The organism is Rhodococcus jostii NBRC 16295 (assembly GCF_001894825.1).
Lineage (GTDB): Bacteria > Actinomycetota > Actinomycetes > Mycobacteriales > Mycobacteriaceae > Rhodococcus_F > Rhodococcus_F jostii.
The window spans coordinates 86,725-112,412 of record NZ_BCWY01000024.1 but is presented as its reverse complement, the minus strand read 5'-3'; the positions used below and the strand labels follow the sequence as shown (position 1 = coordinate 112,412).

At 68.4% G+C, this 25,688-nt stretch carries 24 protein-coding genes; 7 read left to right on the top strand and 17 right to left on the bottom strand.

Going from position 1 to position 25,688, the window contains the following annotated elements; translation table 11 throughout:
- Nucleotides 1-42 precede the first annotated feature (42 nt).
- The 15 genes from argH to infC all read right to left on the bottom strand — a co-directional run bounded on the left by argH (nucleotide 43) and on the right by infC (nucleotide 15,178).
- Nucleotides 43-1,461: an argininosuccinate lyase gene (gene argH / locus RJ1_RS17525; RefSeq protein WP_073361968.1), complete on the bottom strand. Its 1,419-nt coding sequence runs from the start codon at nucleotides 1,459-1,461 to the stop codon at nucleotides 43-45.
- A gap of 2 nt (nucleotides 1,462-1,463) precedes the next feature.
- A complete protein-coding gene (locus tag RJ1_RS17520; protein WP_073361966.1) occupies nucleotides 1,464-2,663 on the bottom strand; it encodes an argininosuccinate synthase in 1,200 nt (399 codons plus the stop codon).
- Between the two features lie 47 nt (nucleotides 2,664-2,710).
- Complete coding sequence (locus RJ1_RS17515) at nucleotides 2,711-3,268, bottom strand: arginine repressor (protein WP_073361964.1); 558 nt, start codon at nucleotides 3,266-3,268, stop codon at nucleotides 2,711-2,713.
- On the bottom strand, nucleotides 3,265-4,209 hold the full coding sequence (gene argF / locus RJ1_RS17510; RefSeq protein WP_073361962.1) for an ornithine carbamoyltransferase: 945 nt from the start codon (nucleotides 4,207-4,209) through the stop codon (nucleotides 3,265-3,267). Before argF ends, RJ1_RS17515 begins: the two co-directional genes overlap by 4 nt.
- A complete protein-coding gene (locus RJ1_RS17505; RefSeq protein WP_073361960.1) occupies nucleotides 4,206-5,405 on the bottom strand; it encodes an acetylornithine transaminase in 1,200 nt (399 codons plus the stop codon). The genes argF and RJ1_RS17505 overlap by 4 nt, the downstream gene beginning before the upstream one ends.
- The gene (gene argB / locus RJ1_RS17500; RefSeq protein ID WP_073361958.1) at nucleotides 5,402-6,328 is read right to left on the bottom strand and encodes an acetylglutamate kinase; all 927 of its coding nucleotides are present in this window, start codon (nucleotides 6,326-6,328) and stop codon (nucleotides 5,402-5,404) included. The genes RJ1_RS17505 and argB overlap by 4 nt, the downstream gene beginning before the upstream one ends.
- On the bottom strand, nucleotides 6,325-7,569 hold the full coding sequence (gene argJ / locus RJ1_RS17495) for a bifunctional glutamate N-acetyltransferase/amino-acid acetyltransferase ArgJ (RefSeq protein WP_073361956.1): 1,245 nt from the start codon (nucleotides 7,567-7,569) through the stop codon (nucleotides 6,325-6,327). The genes argB and argJ overlap by 4 nt, the downstream gene beginning before the upstream one ends.
- Nucleotides 7,566-8,621, bottom strand: a complete 1,056-nt coding sequence (argC, locus tag RJ1_RS17490; RefSeq protein WP_073361954.1) for an N-acetyl-gamma-glutamyl-phosphate reductase — start codon at nucleotides 8,619-8,621, stop codon at nucleotides 7,566-7,568. Before argC ends, argJ begins: the two co-directional genes overlap by 4 nt.
- A gap of 67 nt (nucleotides 8,622-8,688) precedes the next feature.
- Entirely contained in the window at nucleotides 8,689-9,177 is a 489-nt protein-coding gene (locus tag RJ1_RS17485; protein ID WP_073361953.1) for a hypothetical protein, read from the bottom strand.
- 44 nt (nucleotides 9,178-9,221) lie between these two features.
- Nucleotides 9,222-11,708 (bottom strand): phenylalanine--tRNA ligase subunit beta, encoded by a 2,487-nt coding sequence (gene pheT / locus RJ1_RS17480; RefSeq protein ID WP_073361952.1) that lies wholly within the window; start codon nucleotides 11,706-11,708, stop codon nucleotides 9,222-9,224.
- A gap of 67 nt (nucleotides 11,709-11,775) precedes the next feature.
- Nucleotides 11,776-12,858, bottom strand: coding sequence for a phenylalanine--tRNA ligase subunit alpha (gene pheS / locus RJ1_RS17475; RefSeq protein WP_073361994.1), 1,083 nt, complete (start codon nucleotides 12,856-12,858; stop codon nucleotides 11,776-11,778).
- Nucleotides 12,859-12,952: 94 nt separating this feature from the next.
- On the bottom strand, nucleotides 12,953-13,762 hold the full coding sequence (locus tag RJ1_RS17470; RefSeq protein ID WP_073361951.1) for a TrmH family RNA methyltransferase: 810 nt from the start codon (nucleotides 13,760-13,762) through the stop codon (nucleotides 12,953-12,955).
- A 53-nt stretch (nucleotides 13,763-13,815) separates the two neighbouring features.
- Nucleotides 13,816-14,205, bottom strand: coding sequence for a 50S ribosomal protein L20 (rplT, locus tag RJ1_RS17465; protein WP_005247385.1), 390 nt, complete (start codon nucleotides 14,203-14,205; stop codon nucleotides 13,816-13,818).
- A 64-nt stretch (nucleotides 14,206-14,269) separates the two neighbouring features.
- Nucleotides 14,270-14,464: a 50S ribosomal protein L35 gene (gene rpmI, locus RJ1_RS17460; protein ID WP_005247390.1), complete on the bottom strand. Its 195-nt coding sequence runs from the start codon at nucleotides 14,462-14,464 to the stop codon at nucleotides 14,270-14,272.
- 57 nt (nucleotides 14,465-14,521) lie between these two features.
- The gene (gene infC / locus RJ1_RS17455; protein ID WP_073361949.1) at nucleotides 14,522-15,178 is read right to left on the bottom strand and encodes a translation initiation factor IF-3; all 657 of its coding nucleotides are present in this window, start codon (nucleotides 15,176-15,178) and stop codon (nucleotides 14,522-14,524) included.
- 377 nt (nucleotides 15,179-15,555) lie between these two features.
- On the opposite strand from infC, the gene RJ1_RS17450 reads away from it, so the two are divergent.
- Both RJ1_RS17450 and RJ1_RS17445 read left to right on the top strand, forming a co-directional pair.
- Nucleotides 15,556-15,939, top strand: coding sequence for a DUF1844 domain-containing protein (locus RJ1_RS17450; protein ID WP_073361947.1), 384 nt, complete (start codon nucleotides 15,556-15,558; stop codon nucleotides 15,937-15,939).
- A gap of 1 nt (nucleotide 15,940) precedes the next feature.
- Entirely contained in the window at nucleotides 15,941-16,354 is a 414-nt protein-coding gene (locus RJ1_RS17445; RefSeq protein ID WP_073361945.1) for a DUF1801 domain-containing protein, read from the top strand.
- Between the two features lie 7 nt (nucleotides 16,355-16,361).
- Here RJ1_RS17445 and RJ1_RS17440 read toward each other — a convergent pair whose 3' ends face one another.
- The gene (locus tag RJ1_RS17440; RefSeq protein WP_073361943.1) at nucleotides 16,362-17,063 is read right to left on the bottom strand and encodes a helix-turn-helix transcriptional regulator; all 702 of its coding nucleotides are present in this window, start codon (nucleotides 17,061-17,063) and stop codon (nucleotides 16,362-16,364) included.
- A 119-nt stretch (nucleotides 17,064-17,182) separates the two neighbouring features.
- Between RJ1_RS17440 and RJ1_RS17435 the strand changes: the two genes are divergently transcribed.
- The gene (locus RJ1_RS17435) at nucleotides 17,183-17,929 is read left to right on the top strand and encodes an alpha/beta fold hydrolase (protein WP_073361941.1); all 747 of its coding nucleotides are present in this window, start codon (nucleotides 17,183-17,185) and stop codon (nucleotides 17,927-17,929) included.
- A 6-nt stretch (nucleotides 17,930-17,935) separates the two neighbouring features.
- On the opposite strand, the gene uvrA is transcribed toward RJ1_RS17435, so the two are convergent.
- Nucleotides 17,936-20,926, bottom strand: a complete 2,991-nt coding sequence (gene uvrA, locus RJ1_RS17430; RefSeq protein ID WP_176582807.1) for an excinuclease ABC subunit UvrA — start codon at nucleotides 20,924-20,926, stop codon at nucleotides 17,936-17,938.
- Between the two features lie 151 nt (nucleotides 20,927-21,077).
- On the opposite strand from uvrA, the gene RJ1_RS17425 reads away from it, so the two are divergent.
- The 4 genes from RJ1_RS17425 (at nucleotide 21,078) to RJ1_RS17410 (ending at nucleotide 25,685) form a co-directional block, all read left to right on the top strand.
- Nucleotides 21,078-21,767 (top strand): MBL fold metallo-hydrolase, encoded by a 690-nt coding sequence (locus tag RJ1_RS17425; RefSeq protein ID WP_073361937.1) that lies wholly within the window; start codon nucleotides 21,078-21,080, stop codon nucleotides 21,765-21,767.
- 167 nt (nucleotides 21,768-21,934) lie between these two features.
- Nucleotides 21,935-22,864 carry a DoxX family protein gene (locus tag RJ1_RS17420; RefSeq protein WP_073361935.1) on the top strand — a complete coding sequence of 310 codons (930 nt, stop codon included), beginning with the start codon at nucleotides 21,935-21,937 and terminating at the stop codon, nucleotides 22,862-22,864.
- Nucleotides 22,865-23,022: 158 nt separating this feature from the next.
- The gene (locus RJ1_RS17415; protein ID WP_073361933.1) at nucleotides 23,023-25,305 is read left to right on the top strand and encodes a HelD family protein; all 2,283 of its coding nucleotides are present in this window, start codon (nucleotides 23,023-23,025) and stop codon (nucleotides 25,303-25,305) included.
- Nucleotides 25,302-25,685 carry a DUF732 domain-containing protein gene (locus RJ1_RS17410; RefSeq protein WP_073361931.1) on the top strand — a complete coding sequence of 128 codons (384 nt, stop codon included), beginning with the start codon at nucleotides 25,302-25,304 and terminating at the stop codon, nucleotides 25,683-25,685. The genes RJ1_RS17415 and RJ1_RS17410 overlap by 4 nt, the downstream gene beginning before the upstream one ends.
- Nucleotides 25,686-25,688 lie beyond the last annotated feature (3 nt).

Sequence of the window (25,688 nt, the reverse complement as noted above, 5' to 3'; positions counted from 1 at the left end):
ACGCGTCACAAAGCCCCTAATCCGGGGCGTCCGACGCCGGTGTCATCGACACCACTCGCGCAGCGACTCGGACAGCTGACGGACCCCGCCCAACTGTTCGGCCACACGGATACCGGCCGTACCGCCGCGGGCGTTACGCGAGGCGATCGAGCCTTCCACGGTGAGCACCTCCCGCACGTCCGGAGTGAGAGCCGGGTCGACCCCGGCGAGTTCCTCGTCGGTGAGATCCTCGAGTCCGGCGCCACGTGCCTCGGCGACGCGGACGCACGTCCCCGCCGCCTCGTGCGCGACCCGGAACGGGACACCCTGCCGCACGAGCCACTCAGCGATGTCGGTGGCCAGCGTGAATCCTGCCGGTGCCAGTTCCGCCATTCGGTCCGTGTGGAATTCGAGAGTGGCGACCAGCCCGGTGATCGCCGGCAGCAGCAACTCGAGCTGCGCCACCGAATCGAAGACCGGCTCCTTGTCTTCCTGGAGATCCCGGTTGTACGCGAGCGGCTGCGCCTTCAAGGTGGCCAGCAGACCGGTCAGGTTTCCGATCAGCCGACCGGACTTGCCGCGGGTCAGCTCGGACACGTCCGGATTCTTCTTCTGCGGCATGATCGACGAACCGGTCGACCAGGCGTCGGCGAGCGTGATGTATCCGAATTCCGGGGTGCTCCAGAGGATGACCTCCTCCGCCATCCGTGACAGGTCGACTCCGATCATGGCGAGCACGAATGCCGCTTCGGCCGCGAAGTCCCGTGACGACGTGGCGTCGATCGAGTTCTCGGCCGAAGAATCGAAGGCGAGTTCCGCGGCGATGGCCTCGGGATCGAGCCCGAGAGAAGAGCCGGCCAGCGCGCCGGAACCGTACGGCGACACGGCCGCTCGCACATCGAAGTCCCGCAGCCGCTGGACGTCGCGGAGCAACGGGTGCGTGTGTGCCAGCAGATGGTGCGCGAGCAGAACCGGCTGTGCGGCCTGCAGGTGCGTCTTACCCGGCATCACTGCGGACGGGTGCGCGGCGGCCTGCGTCGCGAGGGCGTCGACGACGTCGAGGACGCCCTCGGCCACCCGGCGGACGGCGTCCCGCAGCCACATCCGGAACAGCGTCGCCACCTGATCGTTGCGGGAACGCCCGGCGCGCAGGCGTCCCCCGACCTCCGGACCGACCCGATCGATCAGGCCGCGCTCGAGTGCCCCGTGCACGTCCTCGTCAGATTCGCTCGGGACGAAGTCGCCGCTCGCGACGTCGGCCGCGAGCCGGCCGAGACCGTCGAGCATCGCCGCCAGATCTTCGTCAGCGAGCAGGCCTGCCTTGTGCAGCACCCGGGCGTGCGCCTGGGACGCGCGCACGTCGTACAGAGCCAGCACCCAGTCGAAGTGGGTGGACTTGCTCAGTGCCGCCATGGCGGCGGCCGGTCCGGACTCGAACCGGCCACCCCAGAGGGCTCCTTCGTTGGTGCCGTGAGCACTCATACCTAGAGGCCCAGATCGCGCTTCGCCGCGACCTTCGAGGACAGCCCGTGGATCTGCACGAATCCCTTGGCGTACGACTGGTCGAACGTGTCGCCCTCGTCGTAGGTGGCCAGGTTGAAGTCGTACAGCGACTGGTTGCTGCGACGGCCGTTGACGATGATCGCGCCACCGTGCAGCACCAGGCGGATGTCGCCGGAGACGCGTTCCTGGGTCTTCTCGATGAACGTGTCGAGCGCGACCTTCAGCGGCGAGAACCACAGGCCGTCGTACACCAGCTCGCTCCAGCGCTGCTCGGTCTGCCGCTTGTAGCGGCCCAGCTCACGCTCCTGCGTGACGTGCTCGAGTTCCTGGTGGGCGTTGATCAGCACCATCGCGCCGGGGGCCTCGTAGATCTCGCGGCTCTTGATGCCGACGAGACGGTCCTCGACGACGTCCAGGCGGCCGACGCCCTGCGCGCCCGCGCGGCGGTTGAGTTCCTGGATGGCCTCGAGGACGGTAACCGGCTTGCCGTCGATCGCGACCGGGCGGCCTGCCTCGAAGCTGATGATCAGCTCGTCCGGGGCCTGCCAGTTGACCGTCGGGTCCTGGGTGTAGTCGTAGACGTCCTTGGTCGGCGCGTTCCACAGGTCCTCGAGGAACCCGGTCTCTACGGCGCGTCCCCAGACGTTCTGGTCGATCGAGAACGGCGACTTCTTGGAGACGTTGATCGGGATCTCGTTCTCCTCGGCGAACGCGATGGCCTTCTCACGGGTCCATGCGTAGTCGCGGACCGGCGCGATCACGTCGAGGTCGGGGGCGAGCGACCCGAAGCCGACCTCGAACCGGACCTGGTCGTTGCCCTTGCCGGTGCAGCCGTGCGCGACCGTGGTGCCGCCGTGGGCGCGCGCAGCCTCGACGAGGTGCTTGACGATCAGCGGCCGGCTGATCGCCGACACGAGCGGGTAGCGGTCCATGTAGAGAGCGTTGGCCTGGATGGTCGGCAGGCAGTATTCGTCGGCGAACTCGTCGCGCGCATCCACCACGACCGACTCGACCGCACCGCAGTCGAGTGCACGCTGACGCACGACCTCCATGTCCTCGCCGCCCTGGCCGAGATCGATGGCGACAGCGACAACTTCCTTGCCCGTCTCCTTGCCGATCCAGCTGATGGCGACTGAGGTGTCCAGCCCGCCCGAGTAGGCGAGTACGACGCGATCGGCCATGGTCCTTGTGCTCCTTAGGTTGAAGATCTGTAGAGATGATTCAGTTGTCAGGCGAGGGATTCGATCTTGGCCGCGAGTTCCGCCCCGCTCAGCGGCTCGCGTGCCACCACGAGAATGGTGTCATCCCCCGCGATGGTTCCCACGACGTCAGGTAATGATGCCCGATCGAGTGCACTCGCCAGATAGTGCGCTGCCCCCGGGGGAGTTCGCAGCACCGCCATGTTGCCACTGGCGTCGGTCGACACCAGTAACTCCCCCAGCAACCGCGACAGCCGGTCGGTTCCGCCGGAGACGCCGCGGACGGGATTCCCGTCCTCGGGCACCACATACACCCCGGCACCGCCGTCTGCGGCGCGGAGCTTCACGGCACCCAGTTCTTCGAGGTCACGCGACAGCGTGGCCTGGGTGGCATCGATGCCTTCGGTCGCGAGCAGCGTCGCAAGTTCCGTTTGGCTGCGGACCGGATTGTTCGACAGGATCGCGACGATGCGCGCCTGTCGTCCGGCCCGGGTCGGTGCCGTGGCAGCGTTCGCGGCGCGCTGCGGCTGAGCCGCACCTGCCCGCTGCGGCTGAGCCGCATTTGCACGCTGCGGCTGAGCAGTCACGGACGGTCACCGGTTCGCTGCGCGAGCAGCCACACCAGCAGTGCCTTCTGCGCGTGGAGGCGGTTCTCCGCCTCGTCCCAGACGACGCTCTGCGGTCCGTCGAGGACGTCGTCGGTGATCTCCTCGCCGCGGTGGGCGGGCAGGCAGTGCAGGACCACCGCGTCGGCGGCGGCCTTCGCGAGCAGTGCCTCGTTGATCTGGAAGGGGCGGAACGGGCCGACCCGGTCGAGTCCGTCGTTCTCCTGGCCCATCGACGTCCACGTGTCGGTCACGAGCGCGTCCGCGCCGACGACGGCCGTCTGCGGGTCGTCGGTGAGGGTGATGGTCGCGCCGGTCTCGGCTGCCCGCGCCCGGGCTGCCTCGACCACCCAGGGCAGCGGGGCGAACCCGTCGGGGCTGGCGATGGTCACGTCGACACCGGCGGTCACGCCGCCCAGCATGAGAGAGTGCGCCATGTTGTTGGCGCCGTCGCCGAGGTAGGTGAGCTTCAGCCCCTTCAGCGACCCCTTCCGCTCCGCGAGGGTCTGCAGGTCGGCGAGGACCTGGCACGGGTGGAATTCGTCCGACAGCGCGTTGACGATCGGGACGTCCGCGCCCGAGGCCATCGCCTCGAGTCGCTTCTGCCCGAACGTGCGCCACACGACGGCGTCGACGTACCGCGACAGGACGCGGCCGGTGTCCTGCAGCGTCTCCTCGCGGCCGAGCTGGGTGCTGCGGCCGTCGACGACGATCGCGTGCCCGCCGAGTTGCGCGATGCCCATCTCGAAGGAGAACCGGGTGCGCGTCGAGTTCTTCTCGAAGATCACGCCGACCCCGCGGGGCCCTTCGAGCGGACGTTCGGCGTACGGGGCCTTCTTCAGTCGGGCGGCGAGTTCGAGGACCTCGGCCTGCTGCGCGGGCGTGAGGTCGTCGTCCCGGAGAAAGTGCTTCACGGTCGTCACTGCTTTCCCGGCTGAGCGGCCGATTGCGCGTTGTCGAGAATCGCGGGCAGTGCCGCGACGAAACCTTCGGCCTGATCGTCCGTGAGGACCAGGGGCGGAGCGAGCCGGACAACGCCGGGTTGTGCGGCGTTGATCAGGTATCCGGCTTCCCGCGCGGAGTTCTCCACCGCGGGCGCCACGTCCTGGGTGAGGACGATGCCGAGCAGCAGTCCGGCACCGCGGACTTGGTCGATCAACGGATGTCCGAGACCCTCGATACCGGCGGACAGCGACTTGCCGAGCGTGTCGGCGCGGGAGATGAGGTCGTCCTCGGCGATCGTCCGCAGCACCGCGAGTGCGGCGGACGCGCAGACGGGGTTGCCGCCGAACGTGGTGCCGTGCTTGCCCGGCCCGAAGAGGTCCGCGGTCGCACCGGTCGCGATGCACGCACCGATCGGCATCCCACCCCCGAGGCCTTTCGCGAGAGTCATGACGTCGGGGACGATCCCGACCGCCTGATGCGCGTAGAACCAGCCCGTCCGGCCGATCCCGGTCTGCACTTCGTCGAGCACGAGCAGGGCCCCGCGATCGGCGGTGATCTGCCGTGCGCCCGCAAGGTACCCCTCCGGCGGCACGACGACACCGCCCTCGCCCATCAGCGGCTCCAGAAAGACGGCCGCGGTGTCGGTGTCGACGGCACGGTCGAGGGCGTCGAGATCGCCGTAGGGCACGTGCTCGACACCCGGGGGCATCGGCTCGAACGGTGCACGCTTGGCGGCCTGCCCGGTGAGCGCGAGGGCGCCCATCGTCCGGCCGTGGAAGGAGTTCTCCGCTGCGATGATCTTCGGTCGGCCCGTCGCCCGCGCGAGCTTGAACGCGGCCTCGTTGGCCTCCGTCCCGGAGTTGCACAGGAACACGCGGCCGGGGGCGCCGAGATGGGAGAGCAGCTTCTCGGCCAGTTCGATCGCCGGCTCGCTGGCGTACAGGTTCGACACGTGCCCGAGGGTCGACAGCTGCGCCGTGACGGCCTCGATGATCGCCGGGTGTGCGTGTCCGAGGATGTTGACGGCGATGCCCGCGAGGAAGTCGACGTACTCCTTGCCGTCGGCGTCCGTGAGCACCGCGCCCTGGCCGCGCGTCAGTGCCACCCGGGGGACGCCGTACGTGTTCATCAGAGCGCCGGACCAGCGCTGCTGGAGTTCCGGGGTTCCGGTCATGAGGCAACTCCCTCGGTAGGTGACGTCGGGCCGGGCGTGACCATCGTGCCGATGCCCTCGCCGGTGAACAGTTCGAGAAGAACGGAATGCGCGACACGTCCGTCGATCACGTGCGCGGTGGGTACTCCCCCGCGGACCGCGCGCAGGCAGGCTTCCATCTTGGGCACCATGCCGGCGTCGAGGCTGGGGAGCAGTTGGGCGAGCGCGTCCACGTCGATCTCGGTGGCGAGCGAATCGCGGTCCGGCCAGTTCGTGTACAGCCCCTCCACATCGGTGAGGACCACCAGCTTCTCGGCGCCGATGGCCTCGGCGAGCGCGGCGGCGGCGGTGTCCGCGTTGATGTTGTGCACCACGCCGTCCGAGTCGGGGGCGATCGTGGACACCACGGGAATTCGGCCCGCGCGGATCAGGTCGAGGACCGCCTCCGGGTTCACGGTCGTCACGTCGCCGACCAGACCGATGTCGGTCGGACGGCCCTCGACCATCACGGTGCGCTTGGTGGCGGTGAACAGATGCGCGTCCTCACCGGAGATACCGACGGCATACGGTCCGTGCGCGTTGATCAGTCCGACCAGTTCGCGGCCGACCTGACCGAACAGCACCATCCGGACGACGTCCATCACCTCGGGGGTGGTGACGCGGAAGCCGCCCTTGAATTCCCCTGTCATGCCTAGCTTTCCGAGCATGGCATTGATCTGGGGACCGCCGCCGTGCACGACGACCGGTTGAATTCCGACCGTCCGCAGGAACGCCATGTCGGCGGCGAACGCCGTCTTGAGCGCGTCGTCGACCATGGCGTTGCCGCCGTATTTCACGACGACGACCTTGTCGCGGAACTGCTGCAGCCACGGCAGCGCCTCCGCCAGGACGTGCGCCTTCTGGTGATCGGTGATGCCGGTGAGCGCCTCGCTGGTCGCCGTCATGACGAATACGCCGAGTTCTCTTCGACATACGCGTGCGACAGGTCGGTGGTCCGGATGGTCACCGCGTGTTCGCCCAGCCCGAGGTCGATGTCGAGCGCGATGTCCATGGCGCTCAGGTCCACGTCCCGCGCACCCGGTGCGCCGACGCCGTCGATGCACACGGGGGCGCCGTTGAACGACACCGAGATCTTGTCGGGGTCCAGTTCGATCGGCGCGATGCCGATCGCGGCGAGCACCCGGCCCCAGTTGGGGTCGGACCCGAACAGCGCCGTCTTCACGAGGCTGTCCCGGGCCACCGTCCGGGCGCCGATCAGGGCGTCGTCCTCGCTGGCCGCGCCGCGGACCGTGACCCGCACCCGCTTGGTGACGCCCTCCGCGTCGGCCATCATCTGATCGGCCAGATCGTCGCAGACGGCCGTCACGGCCGCATCCAGTTCTTCCTGGGTCGGTGTCACGTTGCTCGCACCGGACGCGAGCAGCAGCACCGTGTCGTTGGTCGAGGTGGCTCCGTCGACGTCCAGGCGATCGAACGTCAGCCGGGTGGCCGCACGCAGCGCGGCGTCGAGTTGCGCCGCGGTCGCGACGGCGTCGGTCGTGACGACACACAGCATGGTCGCCAGCGCGGGTGCCAGCATGCCGGCGCCCTTCGCCATCCCGCCCACGTTCCACTTGCCCGCGTGGTGCAGGGCAGCCTGCTTCGGCACCGTGTCGGTGGTCATGATCGCGTACGCGGCGTCGGTGCCACCCGAGATTCCCCCGGCGAGTTCGTGCACCGCCTCCGTCACGCCCGCCAGGACCTTGTCCATGGGCAGGCGGTCGCCGATCAGACCCGTGGAACACACCGCGACCTCGACGGCGCCGGTCTCGGTACCCCAGTTGCTCAGCGCGGACGCCACTTCCTCGGCCGTCTTGTGCGAGTCCTGGAAGCCGCCCGCACCGGTGCACGCATTGGCCCCGCCGGAATTGAGCACCACGGCGCGCAGCCTGCCCGTGGTGAGCACCTGCTGCGACCACAGCACCGGGGCGGCCTTCACCTTGTTCGCGGTGAAGACACCGGCGGCCGCGAGTTCCGGTCCCTCGTTGACGACGAGGGCCAGGTCGGCGTTGCCGTTCGCCTTGATTCCCGCCTTGATCCCGGACGCACGGAAGCCCGCGGGCCCCGACACTCCCTGGCTTCGGACCAGGGTGCCGCCGGCGACCTCCCGAGTCGGGTGCGTGTCGATCGTGCTGTCACTGCTCACGGGGCAACTCCCACTGTCGAGAGACCGGCGGTCTCGGGTAGTCCAAGTGCAAGATTCATCGATTGCACCGCTCCCCCGGCGGTGCCCTTCGCGAGGTTGTCGATCACCGCGACCACGACGAGTTGACCGGCGTCGGCGTCGACCGTCACCGCGATCTGGACGGCGTTCGATCCGACGACCGCCCCGGTCTGCGGCAGCACGCCCTGGGGCAGCACGTGCACGAACGGCTCGTCCGCGTAAGCCTTTTCGTAGATCGCACGCACCTCCTCCTCGGACGCGGTGGTGGCCGCGGTGCACGTGGCGAGGATGCCGCGCGGCATGGGCGCGAGCACGGGGGTGAACGACACGGTGACCCGCTCACCGGCGAGTTCGGAGAGGTTCTGGATGATCTCCGGGGTGTGGCGGTGCACTCCGCCGACGCCGTAGGCACGGACCGAACCCATCACCTCGGAACCGAGCAGATCGGCCTTGGGCGCGCGTCCCGCGCCGGAGGCGCCGGTGACGGCGACGATCGTGACCCGCGGTTCGACGACACCCGCCGCGACCGCGGGGGCCATCGCGAGGCTCGACACCGTCGGGAAGCACCCGGGGACGGCGATGCGGGTGGCACCGGCCAACTTCTCGCGGGCGCCCGGGAGTTCGGGAAGTCCGTACGGCCAGCTACCGGCGTGCGGGCTCTTGTAATACCGCTCCCAGTCCTCCGCGTTCGTCAACCGGAAGTCGGCGCCGCAGTCGATGATGACCGTGGACTCGGGCAGCGCCTTCGCGTACTGCGCCGAATTGCCGTGCGGCAGACCGAGGAACACGACGTCGTGTCCGGCGAGGGTCTCGACGGTGGTGTCCTCGAGAACCCGATCAGCGAGGGGCAGCAGGTGCGGATGGTGCGAGCCCAGGGTCGATCCGGCGTTGCCGCCGGCGGTGAGCGCGCCGATGACGAGCGAGCCGTCCGCGTACGACGGGTGCCCCAGCAACAGACGCAGCACTTCGCCACCGGCGTATCCGCTCGCGCCGGCGACGGCGATCCTGATCGGTTTTCCCGCGTGCTCAGTCATACGATTGATTATGCATCATCATGCAAGCTAATACACAACGTGGTCGCCTTAGAAGCGCCGTCCGCGGTCACTGCTTGCCGAGCGACCGCCGGATCTCGTCGAGTTTTGCCTTTCCCGCCTTCTCCCGCGCTTCCCACGCCTCGTCCAGCGACTGCCCCGACGGACTCTCGTGCGCCAGTTCGGAAGACCCCATCGCCGTCCCGAACCGGTTCTCGATCCGGTCGCGCACGCGATCGAACGTCGGGACACCGCCCGCGGTGTAGTCGGGCTCGGGCACACCGCCCGCGGTGTAGTCGGGCTCGGGCACACCGCCCGCGGTGTAGTCGGGCTCGGGCACACCGCCCGCGGTGTAGTCGGGCTCGGGCACACCGGGCGCGAAGTGGGGCACGACCTCCGCCGTCACCGGATCCTCCGCCGGTACCGCAGCACCGACGTCGACGGCGGCGAGGAGCGCACCGAGACCCGGACGACCTGCGGCGACCGCCCGCACCACCTCGAGGAACTCCGCGTCGGTCAGCTGACTCGCCGCCGCCACGACGTCGCGCACTTCGCTCATCGCACTGCTCCTCACCGCCTCGGGCCCACCACCCAGGCTACGGGTCAGCTGCGCAGTTCGGCACCCACCGCGGCAGACGCGGCGGCGACGGCGGCATCGCGGGCGGCGCTCGCCTCGTCCTCGGTCAGCGTGCGATCGACGCCGCGGAATCGCAGCGCGAACGCCAGCGACTTCCGGCCGTCCCCGACCTGCTCACCTTCGAACACGTCGAACAGCCGGATGTCCTCGAGAAGGTCGCCGCCACCCGACCGCAGGGCCGCCTGGACCTCAGCCGCGGGTACCGCGGTGTCGACCACAACCGCCACGTCCTGAAGGACCGCCGGGAACGGCGAGACCTTCGGCGCGGGCAGATTCCCCCGGAGCGGCAACGCGTCGAGATCGATCTCCACGGCACACGTCCGCGGAGGAAGACCGGACCGCTCCAGCACAGCCGGGTGCAGCTCGCCCGCGTGTCCGACGACGGCGCCGTCGACGAGAAGCTCCGCGCCGCGGCCCGGGTGCCACGGCAGGTACTGCGTGGCGCGGAACTCCAGATCGACACCCGCCGCCGCCGCGATCGTCCGGGCAGCGGCGAACGCGTCGGTGGCGTCTGCGGCCCGTCCCGCACCCCACGGACCGCTGGGCTCACGCTGACCGGTGAGCACCGCGGCCACGTGCACCGGCTGGTCCGGCAGCGACTGCAGCAGCGCTCCGATCTGCTCGTCGGTCGGACGCCGGTCCACCGGAAGCGCCTCGACCGGCTTGGTGTCGGGGCCCGGCAGCACGACCTGCGCGACGCCGAACAACGACAGATCGCGCTGACCACGGGAGACGTTGCGGGCGAGGACCTCGAGAAGTCCGGGCAGCAGCGTGGTCGCGAGTTCCGGCCGATCCGATTCGAGCGGATTGAGGACCCTGCTGGTGGTTCGGCGCGGATCCTCGGCGTCCAGGCCCCACGTGTCGAAGACCGCGGTGGGCAGGAAGACAGGCGGAAGGATCTCGACGTACCCCGAGAACGCGAGGGCACGGCCCACAGCACGCTTGCGACGCTGAGCAGACGTCAACCCGCGACCCGCCGGTGCGGCGGGCAGCACCGACGGAATCTTCTCGAGACCCTCCAGGCGCAGCACCTCCTCCACCAGGTCGGCAGGCTGCACCAGGTCGGGGCGCCACGACGGCGGACCGGCAACGAGTTGGCCGTGACCGCTGTCGCTGACACCGACCTCGACGTTGCAGCCGATCTGCGTCAGCCGGCGTGCTGCCGTGCCGTTGGGGTAATCGACCCCCGCCACGCGGTCCGGAAGGTCGATGTCCATGTGGATGGGTTCGTGGGGGGTGACCTCACCGATGTCGGTGAGCACCGACTCGACTCGGCCGCCGGCGATGTCCACGAGCAGCGACGCCGCCCGGTCCAGTGCCGCCACCGGAATCTCCGGGTCGACCTCGCGCTCGAAACGCTTGCTCGCCTCACTCGACAGCTTGTGCCTGCGCGCGGTCTTGAACACCGCGAGCGGATCCCACGTGGCCGCCTCGAGCAGGATGTCGGTGGTATCCGACCCGACCTCGGTGGACGCGCCGCCCATGACACCGGCCAGCGACACGACGCCCGAGTCGTCGGCGATGACGACGTCCTCGGGGTCGAGGACGCGCTCGGCCTCGTCGAGAGTCGTCAGCTTCTCGCCGGCCACCGCACGCCGCACCACGAGCTCACCGCTGATCTTCGCGGCGTCGAACGCATGCAACGGCTGGCCCAGTTCGAGCAGCACGTAGTTGGTGACGTCGACGGCCGGCGAGATCGGGCGAACGCCCGACAGCAGCAACCGGCGCTGCAGCCACCACGGACTGACCGCCGTCGGATCGATACCGGTGACCCGGCGGGCGGCGAACCGCCGCGCCTTCGACTCGGCTTCGACGCGGATCGGCCACGCCTCCCCCTCCGCGGGGTACCGCGCCACCGACGCCGGGTCGGCGAAGTCGAGGTCGAAGCCGCACGCCAGTTCACGCGTGAGCCCGCGCACCGAGAAGCAGTAGCCGCGGTCCGGGGTGATATTGAGTTCGATGACGGTGTCGTGCAGGCCCATCAGCTCGTTGGCGTCCGCGCCCGGCAGCGCGGTGCCCGGCTCGAGGACGAGGATGCCCGAATGGTCCTTGCCGATTCCGAGTTCGGCGACCGAGCAGATCATTCCGTCGGAGACCTGGCCGTACGTCTTACGGGACGCGATAGCGAAACCGCCGGGAAGGACCGCGCCTGGCAGAGCGACCACGACGAGGTCGCCCTCGGCGAAGTTCCGGGCGCCGCACACGATGCCCTGCGGCTCGGCCGCCCCCACGTCGACCTTGCAGAAACGGATCGGCTTCTTGAATTCGGTGAGCTCGGTGATCTCGAGAACCTTGCCGACCACGAGCGGGCCGTCGACGAGCTCGAGCCGGTCGACTTCCTCGACCTCGAGCCCGACCCGGACGAAACCTGCGTCCAACTCCTCCGCGGTGACGTCCCAGTCCGGGGTGGCACGCTGCAGGATCTCGGTCAGCCAGGATTGCGCTACTCGCACGTCTGCTCAGCTCTCTCGTTCGTGAAAATGTCGTGACTGTGGTGGGCGGGATTCGGGTGACGCCGGGTCAGCCCTGGACACCGAAGGGCAGCGTGAATCGCACGTCGCCCTCGACGATGTCGCGCATGTCGGGAATCCCGTTCCGGAACTGCAGCGTGCGCTCGAGTCCCATGCCGAACGCGAATCCGGTGTAGACGTCGGGGTCGATTCCGGAGGCGCGCAGCACATTCGGGTTGACCATGCCGCAGCCGCCCCACTCGACCCAGCCCGCGCCGCCCTTCTTGTTCGGGAACCACACGTCCACCTCGGCGGATGGTTCCGTGAAGGGGAAGTAGTTCGGGCGCATCCGTGTGCGAGTCTCGGGACCGAACAGTGCGCGGGCGAACGCGTCGAGCGTGCCGCGCAGGTGAGCCATGGTGAGGCCCTTGTCGACGGCGAGCCCCTCCACCTGGGAGAAGACCGGGGTGTGTGTGGCGTCGAGTTCGTCGGTGCGGAACGTCCGTCCCGGGCACACCACATAGATCGGCACCTCGCGCGACAGCATCGTGCGTACCTGCACCGGCGACGTGTGTGTGCGCAGCACCTGGCGTGAGCCCTCCGGCGCGAGGTGGAACGTGTCCTGCATCGTCCGCGCGGGATGATCCGGCAGGAAGTTGAGCGCATCGAAGTTGAAGTGCTCGGTCTCCACCTCCGGGCCCTCGGCGACCTCCCAGCCCATGGCCACGAACACGTCCTCGACCTGCTCGGAGATGATGCTGATCGGGTGGCGGGCGCCGACCGGCTGACGCTGCGACGGCAGCGTCACGTCGATGGACTCGGCGACGAGGACGGCGGCGTCGCGCTCGGCGAGCAGCACGGCGCGGCGATCGTCGAATGCCGCGGAGATCCGGGTACGGGCGACGTTCACGCGCTTGCCCGCGTCGGCCTTCTCCTTACCCGGGAGGGCTCCGAGTCCGCGGCGGGCGAGGGCGATCGGCGACTTGTCACCCATGTGTTCGACCTTGGCCTTCGCCAGGTCGTCGAGATCCGCTGCCGAAGCGAACGCCTTCTCGGCGCTCTCCGCTGCCGCAGTCAGAGCGTCGTCGGTGAGCGCGCTCGCATCGACCGCGTTGCCTTCGAACCCCGAGGCAGCGCCCTCTTTTTTAGCCACGACCGGTGCCACTCCTTAAGTTCTTTCAGTCAACACTCACGACGAAACCGAAACAGCTCGCCGTCAAATCTTATGCGATCCGATTTTCGCCGTTTCAGCTGTCGGTTCGCCTGCGGTTCTGGATCCGCGCGCTCGAGTACAGGCAGATCGACGCCGCCGTCGCCAGGTTGAGACTCTCGGCACGGCCGTGGATCGGAATCCGCACACGGTGGTCCGCCCGCGCCGAGATGGCCGCGTCGAGACCGTGCGCCTCGTTGCCGAACAGCCACGCTGTGGGGCGGGCCAGCAGTTCGTCGGCGTCGTCCAGATCGACTTCGCCGTCCGCCGCCGTGGCGAGCAACTGAATTCCGGCCGCGCTGATGCTGTCGAGTACCGCGGCGGTGTCCCGCTCTCGCACCACCGGAAGGTGGAAGAGGCTGCCCGCGGATGCCCGGACGCATTTGCCGTTGTGCGGGTCGACACTGTCGCCCGCGAGGATCGCCGCGTCCGCGCCCACCGCGTCCGCGACCCGGATGACGGTTCCCGCGTTGCCCGGCTCCGCGACCGCGACCGGAACCGCGAGCAGACGGATTCCGGGTCGCACCGCGTCGGCCAGCGGTACGTCGAGAAGGTCGCAGACCGCGACGAGACCCGGTGGGGTCACGGTATCGCTCAGCGCCCGAACCGCCCGGTCCGTCACCAGCGCCGTGCGGACACCCGCGGTGTGCGCACGGTCGATCAACCCGGCATACCGCTGCTCCGCGTCCTCGGTGTAGAAGAGGTCGTGCACGGCCCGGGTGCCGAGTGCCTCGCCGACGGAGTTCTCGCCCTCCACCAGGAAACGTCCGACCTTGCGGCGCTCCGCCGTTCTCAGCAGCTTGACAGCAGAAACGACCCGTGGGGTGCGCTCGGTGAGCGGGTCCACGGGTCGTTTCCGAGGCTCAATAGGCCGGGGCTCGAAAGGCCGGGGTACGAGACTCAGGCTGCTTCTCCGGCGGGAGCGTTCACGTCGGCCGGGAGCGCCGCCTTGGCCAGTGCCACGAGGCCGGCGAATGCCGCCGCGTCGGAGACAGCCAGCTCGGCGAGGTTCTTGCGGTCGACCTCGATCTCGGCCAGACGCAGACCCTGGATCAGGCGGTTGTACGTGATGTCGTTCGCCCGTGCAGCAGCGTTGATACGCGTGATCCACAGCTTGCGGAAGTCGCCCTTGCGCGCACGGCGGTCACGGTAGGCGTAGGTCAGCGAGTGGAGCTGCTGTTCCTTGGCCTTGCGATACAGGCGCGAGCGCTGTCCGCGGTAGCCGCTGGAGGCTTCGAGAATCGAACGACGCTTCTTCTGGGCGTTTACCGCCCTCTTTACGCGTGCCACTGAAAAATCCTGTCAATCTTGGGGCGGTGAGCTGCCCCGGGTGGTCAGTAAAAGGGGTGTCGACTCAGATGTCGAGCAGGCGCTTGATGCGAGGAGTGTCAGCCTTGCTGACGACAGCCACGCCATCGAGGCGACGGGTCACCTTCGTGGCCTTGTGCTCGAGCAGGTGGCGGCGACCGGCCTTCTGGCGCAGGATCTTTCCGCTGCCGGACACCTTGAATCGCTTCGCGGTGCCGCTGTGGGTCTTCGACTTGGGCATGGAGTCCTCAGTTCTCTGTTTCCGGACCGTGATCCGGGTCGTGCTGGTGTAGTCGGACTAGCTGGTCGGCGCTTCGCCGGGCGCACTGCCGCCCGCCTGCTCCGCAGGTGTCGCCGGAGCCTGTGCCGCTTCGGCAGGTGCCGGAGCAGCCCGCTGCGCCGGCGGCGCCGCGGCGCTTTCCTGCGCCTTGACACGGGTCTTCGCGCCCTTGTGCGGAGCGAGCACCATCGTCATGTTTCGACCGTCCTGCTTGGCGGACGTCTCCACGAACCCGAGATCCGCGACGTCTGCACCGAGACGCTGCAGCAGTCGGAATCCGAGTTCCGGACGCGACTGCTCACGTCCGCGGAACATGATCGTGACCTTGACCTTGGATCCGGCTTCGAGGAAGCGAACGACGTTGCGCTTCTTCGTCTCGTAGTCGTGATCGTCGATCTTGGGGCGGAGCTTCTGCTCCTTGATGACCGTGAGCTGCTGGTTCTTGCGCGACTCACGCGCCTTCTGCGCGGCCTCGTACTTGAACTTGCCGTAGTCCATGATCTTGCAGACCGGCGGGCGAGCGTCGGGGGCCACCTCGACCAGGTCGAGATCGGCCTCGAGGGCCAAGCGGAGTGCATCTTCAACACGCACGATGCCAACCTGTTCACCTCCGGGTCCGACGAGGCGGACCTCAGGAACTCGGATGCGATCGTTGATGCGGGTCTCAGTGCTGATGGGGCCTCCTAGGTTGAACGGTCTTGTCTCGAGACCGCCGGCAGCCCGTACGCCCGGATTCCCAACAAAAAAGCCCCGCTGCGGTGAATTCTTCTCACCATGCGGGGCCCGATGTCGACCGATCAGACGAACTCACGGCTCACGCCGATCCCTCATCTCCTCACACTCGAGGAACTCGACCCGAGTAGCCTCGGACCGAGCGACCGGACCACTGAGCTGCAGTTTCACCTGCCGCGCAGAGGTGGGAGTCGGACTCCACTTGCTGCCCCCGACAAATCCGAAGGCGGTCGTTGCGTCAAGGGTAACATTTGCGCACGTCGTGAGCTAATCGATACCGGGACGTTGCGCCGCCGGACACTGGTGGAATCCTCTAAGGCATGACGGACAACAGCGATCACACCCCGAACGAAGGCACCCCGGCCGGCGGCGACCAGAATACCGACGTCCGGGAGCTGGCCGACGTTCCCTCGGTCGAGGTCATCAGCCGCGCCGCGGTCATGCTCATGAGTTCGGCAGCCGAGAAGCTCGGCCTGTCCGACCCCGATCCCGAGTCCAGCCCGCACCTCGACCTCGACGAGGCCCGGCGCGTCATCACCGCCCTCGCCGGGTTGGTGACCGCATCGATCGAGTACCTCGGACCGCATGCCGGACCGATCCGCGAAGGCCTCCAGGCATTGCAGCGGGCGTTCCGCGAAGCATCCTCGCACCCCGACGAGCCCGGCAAGGGTCCCGGCGAGAAGTACACCGGCCCCGTGTACTGACATGGCGAGCAGCAACAAGACCCGGAAGACGCCGGCCGGAGTCGACGACTTTCTCGACACCGTCGCCGACCCGGTCAAGCGCGCCGACAGTGTGCGACTGGTGGAACTGCTCACCGCGGCGAGCGGTGAGCCGCCCGCGATGTGGGGCACGAGCATCATCGGATTCGGTTCCCGTCACTACCGGTATGCCAGCGGGCACGAGGGCGATACCGCCCTGATCGGCTTCTCCCCCCGGGCCTCGGCGCTCACCCTGTACCTCTCGCTCGACTTCACCGAGCACGAGGCCGAACTCGCCGCACTCGGCAAGCACAAGCTCGGCAAGGGCTGCCTCTACGTCAAGAAACTCGCCGACGTCGACGAGTCGGTCCTCGTGTCGCTGCTGAACCGATCCGTGGCGGCTGCCCGCGCGCTCTGATCGGACCTCACCGGTCGAACACGGTGTGGGCGTCGCGCGGCGGTTCGCCGAAGAGGTCTGGATCGCGGGGGACGAACGACCGGCCGGTGAGGGTGGCGTCGGACACCCGGTCGAGCCGGAACCACCGGACACCCGACCGGCTCCGACACCACGCGATCAGGAACCACGACCCCCTCGTGTGAGCGAGCAGGTGTGGTTCGACGACCCGCTCGGTGCGGCCGCCGTCCCGGTCCACATAGCGCAGCGACACCATCAGTTCGCGCTGCAAACCCTCTTCGACGACGCGGCGGATCGGCGGTTCCGCGCTGTCGAGTTCGGCGTCACGCCGGATCCACACCTTCGCGCCGAGCCGCTCCACCCGCTCCCTCGACTCCGCGTCCATCACGTCCAGCAACTTGGCCAGCGCCGCCCGGCCGTCGGTCGCAAACGGCGCGTCGCGACACGCCGTGAGGGCGAGAGCCACCGAGACCGCTTGGGCGGGCGTGAAATTCACCGGAGGCAGCGTGCCGTTCCCGACGATCCCGTAACCCCCGCCCGGCCCCGCGGTGGCCCGGATCGCCGCGCCGGAGGACTGCAGCACCGCGATGTCCCGCTTGATCGTGCGGGTGGTCACCTCGAACTGGGCGGCCAACTGCTCCGCAGTGCGGCCCCGGTCCCCCGCCCGGCGTAGTTCTTCCGTCAGGGCGTGGAGGCGAGCTGGGCGGTCCATGAGGGCAGTCTGCCGAACGACCACGACAGAGTCTCGATTCTCGCCGACGAATTCCGTTATGCGACCGTGACAAATACGGTGACACGCTGATGTCACCGTTGCGGGTTCACAGTTGTCTCATGACTCGGACAAGCGAAGTACCCGGCAACTCGACCACTCACATCATTTTGGTTCCCGGATTCTGGCTCGGCGCGTGGGCCTGGGAGTCGGTGGCATCCGACCTCGCCGGCCACGGACATCACGTCACGACGTTGACCCTGCCCGGCCTCGACTCGGTGGACACCGATCGCAGCACCATCCGTCTCGAAGACCACATCTCCGCCGTCGTCGACGCGGTGTCGGCGACGCCGCCGTCGGAGCGTGCGGTCGTGGTCGCACACAGCGGCGCCGGGCCGGTCGCCTACGCCGCGAGCGACCGGGTTCCCGAACGACTGGCCCGGCTGGTCTACGTCGACTCCGGCCCGCTGCAGGACGGCGCCGCACTCCGTGAGGATCTCGATCCTGCGGTCACCGAGATCCCGCTTCCGTCGTGGTCCGAACTCGAGGCCGAAGGCAGCAGTCTCGACGGACTGGACGACGCCACGCTCGACATGTTCCGCAGCCGGGCGGTGCCGGAACCGGCCGGTCCTGCGAGGGACAGACTCGACCTCCGCGACGGCAGCCGACTGGACGTGCCGACCACAGTGATCTGCACCAGCTTCCCGTCGGAGGTCATCCGACAGATGGCCGAGGCCGGTCACCCGATGGCCGCCGAGCTCGCGCAGATCGCGAAGGTCGACTATTTCGATCTGCCGACCGGCCACTGGCCGATGTGGTCGCGGCCGGCAGATCTGGCGAACGCGATCAACGCGGCCGCCACGGTCTGACCGAACTCAGCTGACTGCTGCGGCCTTCTTCGGCGCCCGCTTGCGCGGTGCCGCGGAGGCCGCGGCGGTCTTCTTCGCCGACGCGGACTTCCGGGTGGCCGACGACTTGGCCGCCTTCGGCTTTGCGGCAACAGGCGCCGGCACCGCGAGGACGCTCTCGAGGAACCGCCCCGTGTAGCTCTCCGGTACCTGCGCCACCTCCTCCGGGGTGCCTTGTGCCACAACGGTTCCGCCGCCGGACCCACCCTCGGGGCCCATGTCGACCACCCAGTCGGACGTCTTGATCACGTCGAGGTTGTGCTCGATCACGATCACCGTGTTGCCCTTGTCGACCAACCCGTTGACGACCCCCAGCAGCTTGCGGATGTCCTCGAAGTGCAGACCCGTCGTGGGCTCGTCGAGGATGTACACCGTGCGGCCCGTCGAACGCTTCTGCAGTTCTGCGGCGAGCTTCACACGCTGTGCCTCACCACCGGACAGCGTCGGCGCGGGCTGCCCCAGCCGGACGTATCCGAGACCGACCTCGACCAAGGTCTTGAGGTACCGGTGGATCGAGGTGATGGGCTCGAAGAAGTCCGCGGCCTCCTCGATCGGCATGTCCAGGACCTCGGCAATGGTCTTGCCCTTGTAGTGGACCTCGAGCGTCTCCCGGTTGTACCGAGCCCCGTGGCACACCTCGCACGGTACGTACACGTCGGGCAGGAAGTTCATCTCGATCTTCAGCGTGCCGTCGCCGGAGCAGGCCTCGCACCGGCCGCCCTTGACGTTGAACGAGAACCGGCCCGGCTGGTAGCCACGCACCTTGGATTCGGTGGTCGCGGCGAACAGGGTGCGGATCTTGTCGAACACCCCCGTGTAGGTGGCCGCGTTGGAACGCGGGGTGCGGCCGATCGGCGACTGGTCGACCTGCACGAGCTTGTCCAACTGGTCGAGCCCGTTGATACGGGTGTGCCGGCCTGGCACCTGGCGGGCGCCGTTGAGCTTGTTGGCCATCACCGTGGCAAGGATGTCGTTGACGAGCGTCGACTTACCCGACCCGGACACGCCGGTCACCGACGTAAGTACGCCCAGCGGGAAGCTGACGTCGATGCCCCCGAGGTTGTGTTCGCGCGCACCGATCACCGTGACCTGCCGCTTGCGGTCGACGGGACGGCGGATCGCGGGGATCTCGATGTGGCTGCGACCCGACAGGTAGGCACCGGTCAGGGATTCCTCGCAGTCGAGCAGCTCCTGGTATGGCCCGCTGTGGACGACCTTTCCGCCGTGCTCGCCCGCGAGCGGTCCGATGTCGACCACCCAGTCGGACGTGCGGATCGTGTCTTCGTCGTGCTCGACCACGATGAGCGTGTTCCCGAGGTCGCGCAGGCGCGTCAGGGTCTCGATGAGACGCCGGTTGTCGCGCTGATGCAGACCGATCGACGGCTCGTCCAGCACGTACAGGACACCCACCAGACCCGAACCGATCTGGGTGGCGAGACGGATACGCTGCGCCTCACCACCGGACAGTGTCCCGGCGGCGCGTGCGAGCGACAGGTACTCGAGGCCCACGTCGAGCAGGAAGCCGAGGCGGGCCTGGACTTCCTTGAGCACCTGACCGGCGATGGCCTCCTCGCGGCTGCCGAGCGTGAGGCTGTTCAGGAAGTCGGCGCAATCGGAGATCGACAGTTCGCAGACCTCGGCGATCGACTTCATGCCGAACTTCTCGTTCGCGATCGTCACCGACAAGATCTCGGGGCGCAGGCGAGCGCCACCACACGCGGGACACGGGGTGTCGCGCATGTAGCCGTCGTAGCGTTCCTTCATCTGGTCCGACTCGGTCTGCTCGAGCCGGCGGTGCAGGAAGGGCATGACGCCCTCGAACTCGGCGTAATAGGAACGGGTACGCCCGTACCGGTTCTTGTACCGGACGTGGACCTGCTCCTCGCTGCCCTCGAGGATCGCCCGGCGTGCCTTCGCGGGGAGTTTGTTCCACGGCGTCTTCATGTCGAAGCCGAGGATGTCGCCGAGACCGGACAGCAGACGGCCGAAGTATTCGGAACTCTGCCCCATCGACCAGGGTGCAATGGCGCCGTCTTCGAGCGACAGTTCCGGGTCGGGGACCACGAGGTCGGGGTCGACCTCCTTGCGGATTCCGAGACCGGTGCACTCGGGGCAGGCGCCGTACGGGGAGTTGAACGAGAACGACCGCGGTTCGAGATCGTCGATGGACAGCGCGTGGCCGTTCGGACAGGCCAACTTCTCCGAGAACCTGCGTTCCCGGTCGGCGGCGTTCTCCTCGCGGTCGACGAAGTCGAGGACGACGATGCCCTCCGCCAACCGCAACGCGGTCTCGACGGAGTCGGTGAGCCGCTGCTTGGAACTTGCCTTGACGGTGAGGCGGTCGACGACGACCTCGATGTCGTGCTTCTCCTGCTTCTTGAGCTTCGGCGGATCGGTGAGCGGGTGCACCACGCCGTCGACCCGCACCCGGGAGTAACCCTGCACGTTGAGCTGGTCGAACAGGTCGACGAACTCACCCTTGCGGGTCCGCACCACCGGGGCGAGCACCTGGAAGCGGGTGCCCTCCTCCATGTCGAGTACCTGGTCGACGATCTGCTGCGGCGTCTGCCGCGCGATCTGCTCGCCGCACACCGGGCAGTGCGCGGTGCCCGCCCGCGCATACAGCAGGCGGAGGTAGTCGTAGACCTCGGTGATGGTGCCGACCGTGGACCGCGGGTTCCGGTTGGTCGACTTCTGGTCGATGGACACCGCCGGTGACAGACCTTCGATGAAGTCGACGTCCGGCTTGTCCATCTGACCGAGAAACTGGCGCGCGTACGCCGACAGCGACTCGACGTAACGTCGCTGGCCCTCGGCGAAGATCGTGTCGAACGCGAGACTCGACTTACCCGAGCCCGACAACCCGGTGAACACGATCAGGCTGTCGCGGGGTAGATCGAGATCGACCCCTCGCAGATTGTGCTCACGGGCACCCCGCACGATCAGGCGATCCGCCACTCCAAGTCCCTTCATTGTTCGACAGCCGAGGACGCGCAGCAACGCTGAGCCCTCTGGCCGTGCCATGGTAAACGGGGGCACCGACACGTTCTGTGGGACGGATGGCCGCCCTGCCACTCACCTGCCTGTATTCGACGGTAGCCTCCCCATCATGACCGAGCAGCCCATGGTGATAGAAGACTCGTACACCGGCCACGTCTCCCCCGGTTCGGCGCCGCAGCGCCGCACGGTTCCGGGAGCCACGATCACGAAGATGTCCGTCGGCCCCATGGACAACAACGTGTACCTGGTCGTCTGTTCCGCAACCGGAAAATCCGTCCTCGTCGACGCCGCCAACGAGGCCGACCGCGTCAACCAACTGATCGACGAACACGCCCCGTCCCTCGAATTGATCGTCACCACCCACCAGCACGGCGACCACTGGCTGGCCCTCGAGGACGTCGCGGCGGCCACACGCGTCGACACCGCCGCCCATCCGCTCGACGCCGCCGCGCTCCCCGTCCGACCCGACCGCCTCCTCGACGACGGCGACACGGTCGGCGTCGGAGAGGTCACCCTCGACGTGATCCACCTCGCCGGCCACACCCCCGGCTCCATCGCGCTCGCGCTCACGGAAGCGGGCGGCGGACGCACCCACCTCTTCACCGGCGACTCCCTCTTTCCCGGCGGTGTGGGCAAGACCGCCGACGCCGACGCATTCGCATCGCTGCTCTCCGACGTCGAATCCAAGCTCTTCGACCGCTACGGCGACGACACCGTCGTCTACCCCGGCCACGGCGACGACACCACCCTCGGCGCGGAACGCCCCCACCTCGGGGAGTGGCGCGAGCGCGGCTGGTGACGCACCCGATCGCCGATCGCGCGCCGGACGGCCCGCGATTGGCGATCGGCCTCCCTGGGTACTGGTGAATGGGCGGACCGTCGGTTCGGCAACAGTGTCGTACGCCGACGACTGCCCAGAACTCTCGTTAGTGTGAGACGGGAGAACTCGACATTGGGAGGCCAGGAATGCTTGTCCGTCGTATCGCTCGCCCACTGCTGTCCGCAGTCTTCATCAGCGGAGGGATCGATGCACTTCGAAATCCGGCGCAGAGAGCACAGGCCGCCGCACCACTGATCGACAAGTCCACCGAGGCGCTTCCCGAGTCCGTCACTCAGAAGATCCCGTCCGACCCGGAGACGTTGGTCAAGATCAACGCCGCCGTGCAGATCGGCGGCGGAGTGCTCCTTGCCACCGGGAAGGCGCCGCGACTCGCGTCGCTCGTACTGGCCGGCAGCCTCGTGCCCACTACCGTTGTGGGGCACGACTTCTGGAACGAGACCGACCCGGCCAAGAAGGCGGCACAGCGCACTCAGTTCCTCAAGAACGTCAGCCTGCTCGGCGGACTGCTGATCGCCGCCGTCGACACCGAGGGCAAACCATCCCTCGGCTGGCGTGGACGCCGCGCCGCCCGGCACGCTCAGGAGACCGTGGTCGCGGCCCTGCCGCTCGGATCGGGTCACGACCATCACGGTCCCGAGATCGCGGAGGCGTTGGCCGTAGCGTCGGAGCGTGCCCGCATCTTGACCGAAGAGGCCGCCGAGCGCGGATCCGAACTCCTCGAGGTCGCGAAAGACCGTGGCGCCGAACTCGCGAAGGTCGCGGCGGATCGCGGCCCCGAGTGGGCGGACGTCGCCAAGGAACACGGCTCCGAGTGGGCCGAGATCGCCAAGGAGCGCGGCGCGGAACTCGTCGAACTGGCAAAGGAGCGCGGCGCGGAACTCGTCGACGTCGCGAAGGAACGCGGACCCGAACTGGCCGAGGTCGCCCGGGAGAAGGGCGGCGAATGGGCCGGCACCGCCGCGGAACGCAGCGAGGTCCTGGGCAAGCGGGCCCGCAAGCAAGCGGAAGCCGCGCTCGAGAAGGCACGGGCCAAGCGGGACGAACTGTCCCACTGACCCGAGCCGCGGCGCCGACCGCGCCGGATATTCGCTCTGATCGGCCCCGGAGATCACCGCTGACCTGCGACGTCAGCGGCATCGCTCCGGGGCCGACTAGACTGTCCAGGCACTTTTGCAGCCGTTCCGGTTGCAGCCGAACCAGTCAAGGAGACCTCTTGCCCGACGAGGACACGTCACGCCACGAGCGCGAGCTCGAGCAGCAGTACGTGACGATGCTCTACACCCGACTGGACGGGCTTCGCCGGTACGCGGCGAACCGGCTGAGCCGTGTACTGCTCGAAACCGGGGGGACGCCGCAGGCCCGCAGTGAGCGGGAGTCCTTCAATCAGCTCTACACCGAAGACCTCGCCAAGTACGACGCCGCCGAGAACGGGCTCTGCTTCGGGCGCATCGACCTCGACGGCGAGCACCGCTACATCGGGCGCCTCGGAATCCTCGACGAGGAGAACGACTACGAGACGATGCTTCTCGATTGGCGTGCGCCCCTTGCCCGCCCGTTCTACCTCGCCACCCCGGCAGCCCCCGACGGGGTCTCCCGTCGACGGCACATCCGTACCCGAAGCCGCCGTGTGACCGCCGTCAACGACGAGTACCTCGACCTGGCGGCGGCGGAGGCCGCGGGCACCGTCACCGGCTCCGACGGCGTGGCCGGTGAGAGCGCACTGCTCGCGGCGTTGAACGCGGCCCGCACCGGTCAGATGAACGACATCGTCGAAACGATCCAGGGCGAGCAGGACACGATCATCCGGTCCGAGCACAAAAGCGTGCTGGTGGTCCAGGGCGGTCCCGGGACCGGCAAGACCGCGGTCGCGCTGCACCGCGCCGCCTACCTGCTGTACACCTACCGCCAGCAGCTGGCGAAGGCCGGCGTCCTGATCATCGGCCCCAACGCCACGTTCCTCGACTACATCGGCCAGGTGCTCCCCTCACTCGGCGAGACGGGTGTCCTGCTGTCGACCATCGGCGACCTCTACCCCGGTGTCCGCGCCACCGTCGAGGACAGCCTCGATGCCGGCGAGATCAAGGGCTCACTCGACATGCTGGACGTCCTCAAGAAGGCGGTCCGGGATCGGCAGGAAGTGCCGTCGCGACCGGTCGAGCTGACGTTCGACACCTACCAGGTCACCCTCGACCGCAAGGTCGTCACCCGTGCTCGCGGCCGCGCGCGATCGTCGCGGCGCCCGCACAACCTGGCCCGCCCCATCTTCGTGTCGGCCGTCATCGAGGCGCTCGCCCAGCAACTCGCGGACGCGTTGGGTGCCAACGTCGTCGACGGCGGCAACCTGCTGAGCCGGGACGATATCGCCGACATGCGTGACGAGATGCGGGAAGATCCGGAGATCATGAGGGCGATCAGCGCGCTGTGGCCGGAACTGTCGCCGCAGCAGGTGCTCGCCGAGCTGTACGCCTCGCCGAAGCGGCTGGCCGATGCCGCCCCGAATCTCACCGAAGCGCAACGTGACTCGCTACGCCGACCCGGAGTGCGCGGCTTCAGCACCGCCGACGCCCCGCTGCTCGACGAACTGGCCGAACTCCTCGGCGTCGACGACGCCGCGGAACGGGAACGCGCCCGTCGCCAGTGGCGGGCGCAGATCGCGGACGCCCAGGGTGCCCTGGACATCCTGACGGGTTCGGCCCCGCAGGACCTCGAGGACGAGCTGGACCCCGAGATCCTGATGGCCTACGACCTGATCGACGCCAGCCAGTTGGCCGCGCGCCACGACGTGGGACAGCATCAGACCACCGCGGAGCGCGCCGCGGGCGACCGAACGTGGACCTACGGTCACGTGATCGTCGACGAGGCGCAGGAACTCTCGGAAATGGCCTGGCGAATGCTGATGCGCCGCATACCGAATCGGTGGATGACGCTCGTCGGCGACACGGCGCAGACCGGCGACCCGGCGGGAACGTCGTCATGGCAGCGGATCCTCGAGCCGTATGTCGCCAAGCGGTGGAAGCTGACGGAACTGACCGTCAACTACCGCACACCGGCGGAGATCATGACGTCGGCGCGGCGGGTTCTCGCCGAGATCGACCCCGAACAGACCGTACCGCGGTCGGTCCGCGAATCCGGCTTCACGCCCTGGGCACTGGGGGTCTCCGAGGACGACTTCCCCGACACCGTGCGCACCTGTGTGTCCCGGGAAACCGGACCGGGCACGACTGTCGTGATCGGGGGCCACGACCTCGTCGCCGCCCTCGCCGATCTGCGATCCGACTCCGTCAGCGTCCTCACGGTGCGGGATGTCAAGGGATTAGAGTTCGACTCGGTGCTCATCGCCGAGCCGCAGGACATCCTCGACGAGTCGCCGCGGGGAATGAACGACCTCTACGTGGCCCTGACCCGCGCGACGCAACGGCTCGGTGTGGTGCACACCAGGCCCTTGCCCGCGGTACTGTCCGATCTCGCTCCGGCCGAGGTCGGGACCCAGTCGTGACGTCGGGCGGTCGCGGTCGGCTGATCGGGTGCGGACTCGTCCTCACCACGATCGTGCTGACCGCCTGCTCGGAGGCGACTGCCTCCGACCCGCCGTCGGCCTCGGTTGCCTCCACCACGGCGGCGTCACATCTGGACGCCCGCGGGCAGCGCTACAAGGAATCGCTGATCGACGCCGGTATCCCGGCGCTGCCCGACGACACGGTCATGGCGCTGGCCAACGGGATCTGCGGCCGGCTGTCCGAGGGCACCGACGAGGCCACAATCCTCGCGCATCTGACCCCGATGGCGCAGTTCGCCTCGGCGACATCAGACAGCGGCCTCACCCCCGAGCAGGTGGCGCGGGTCTATCTCGATGCCGCCGAGGCGAATTACTGCTGATCT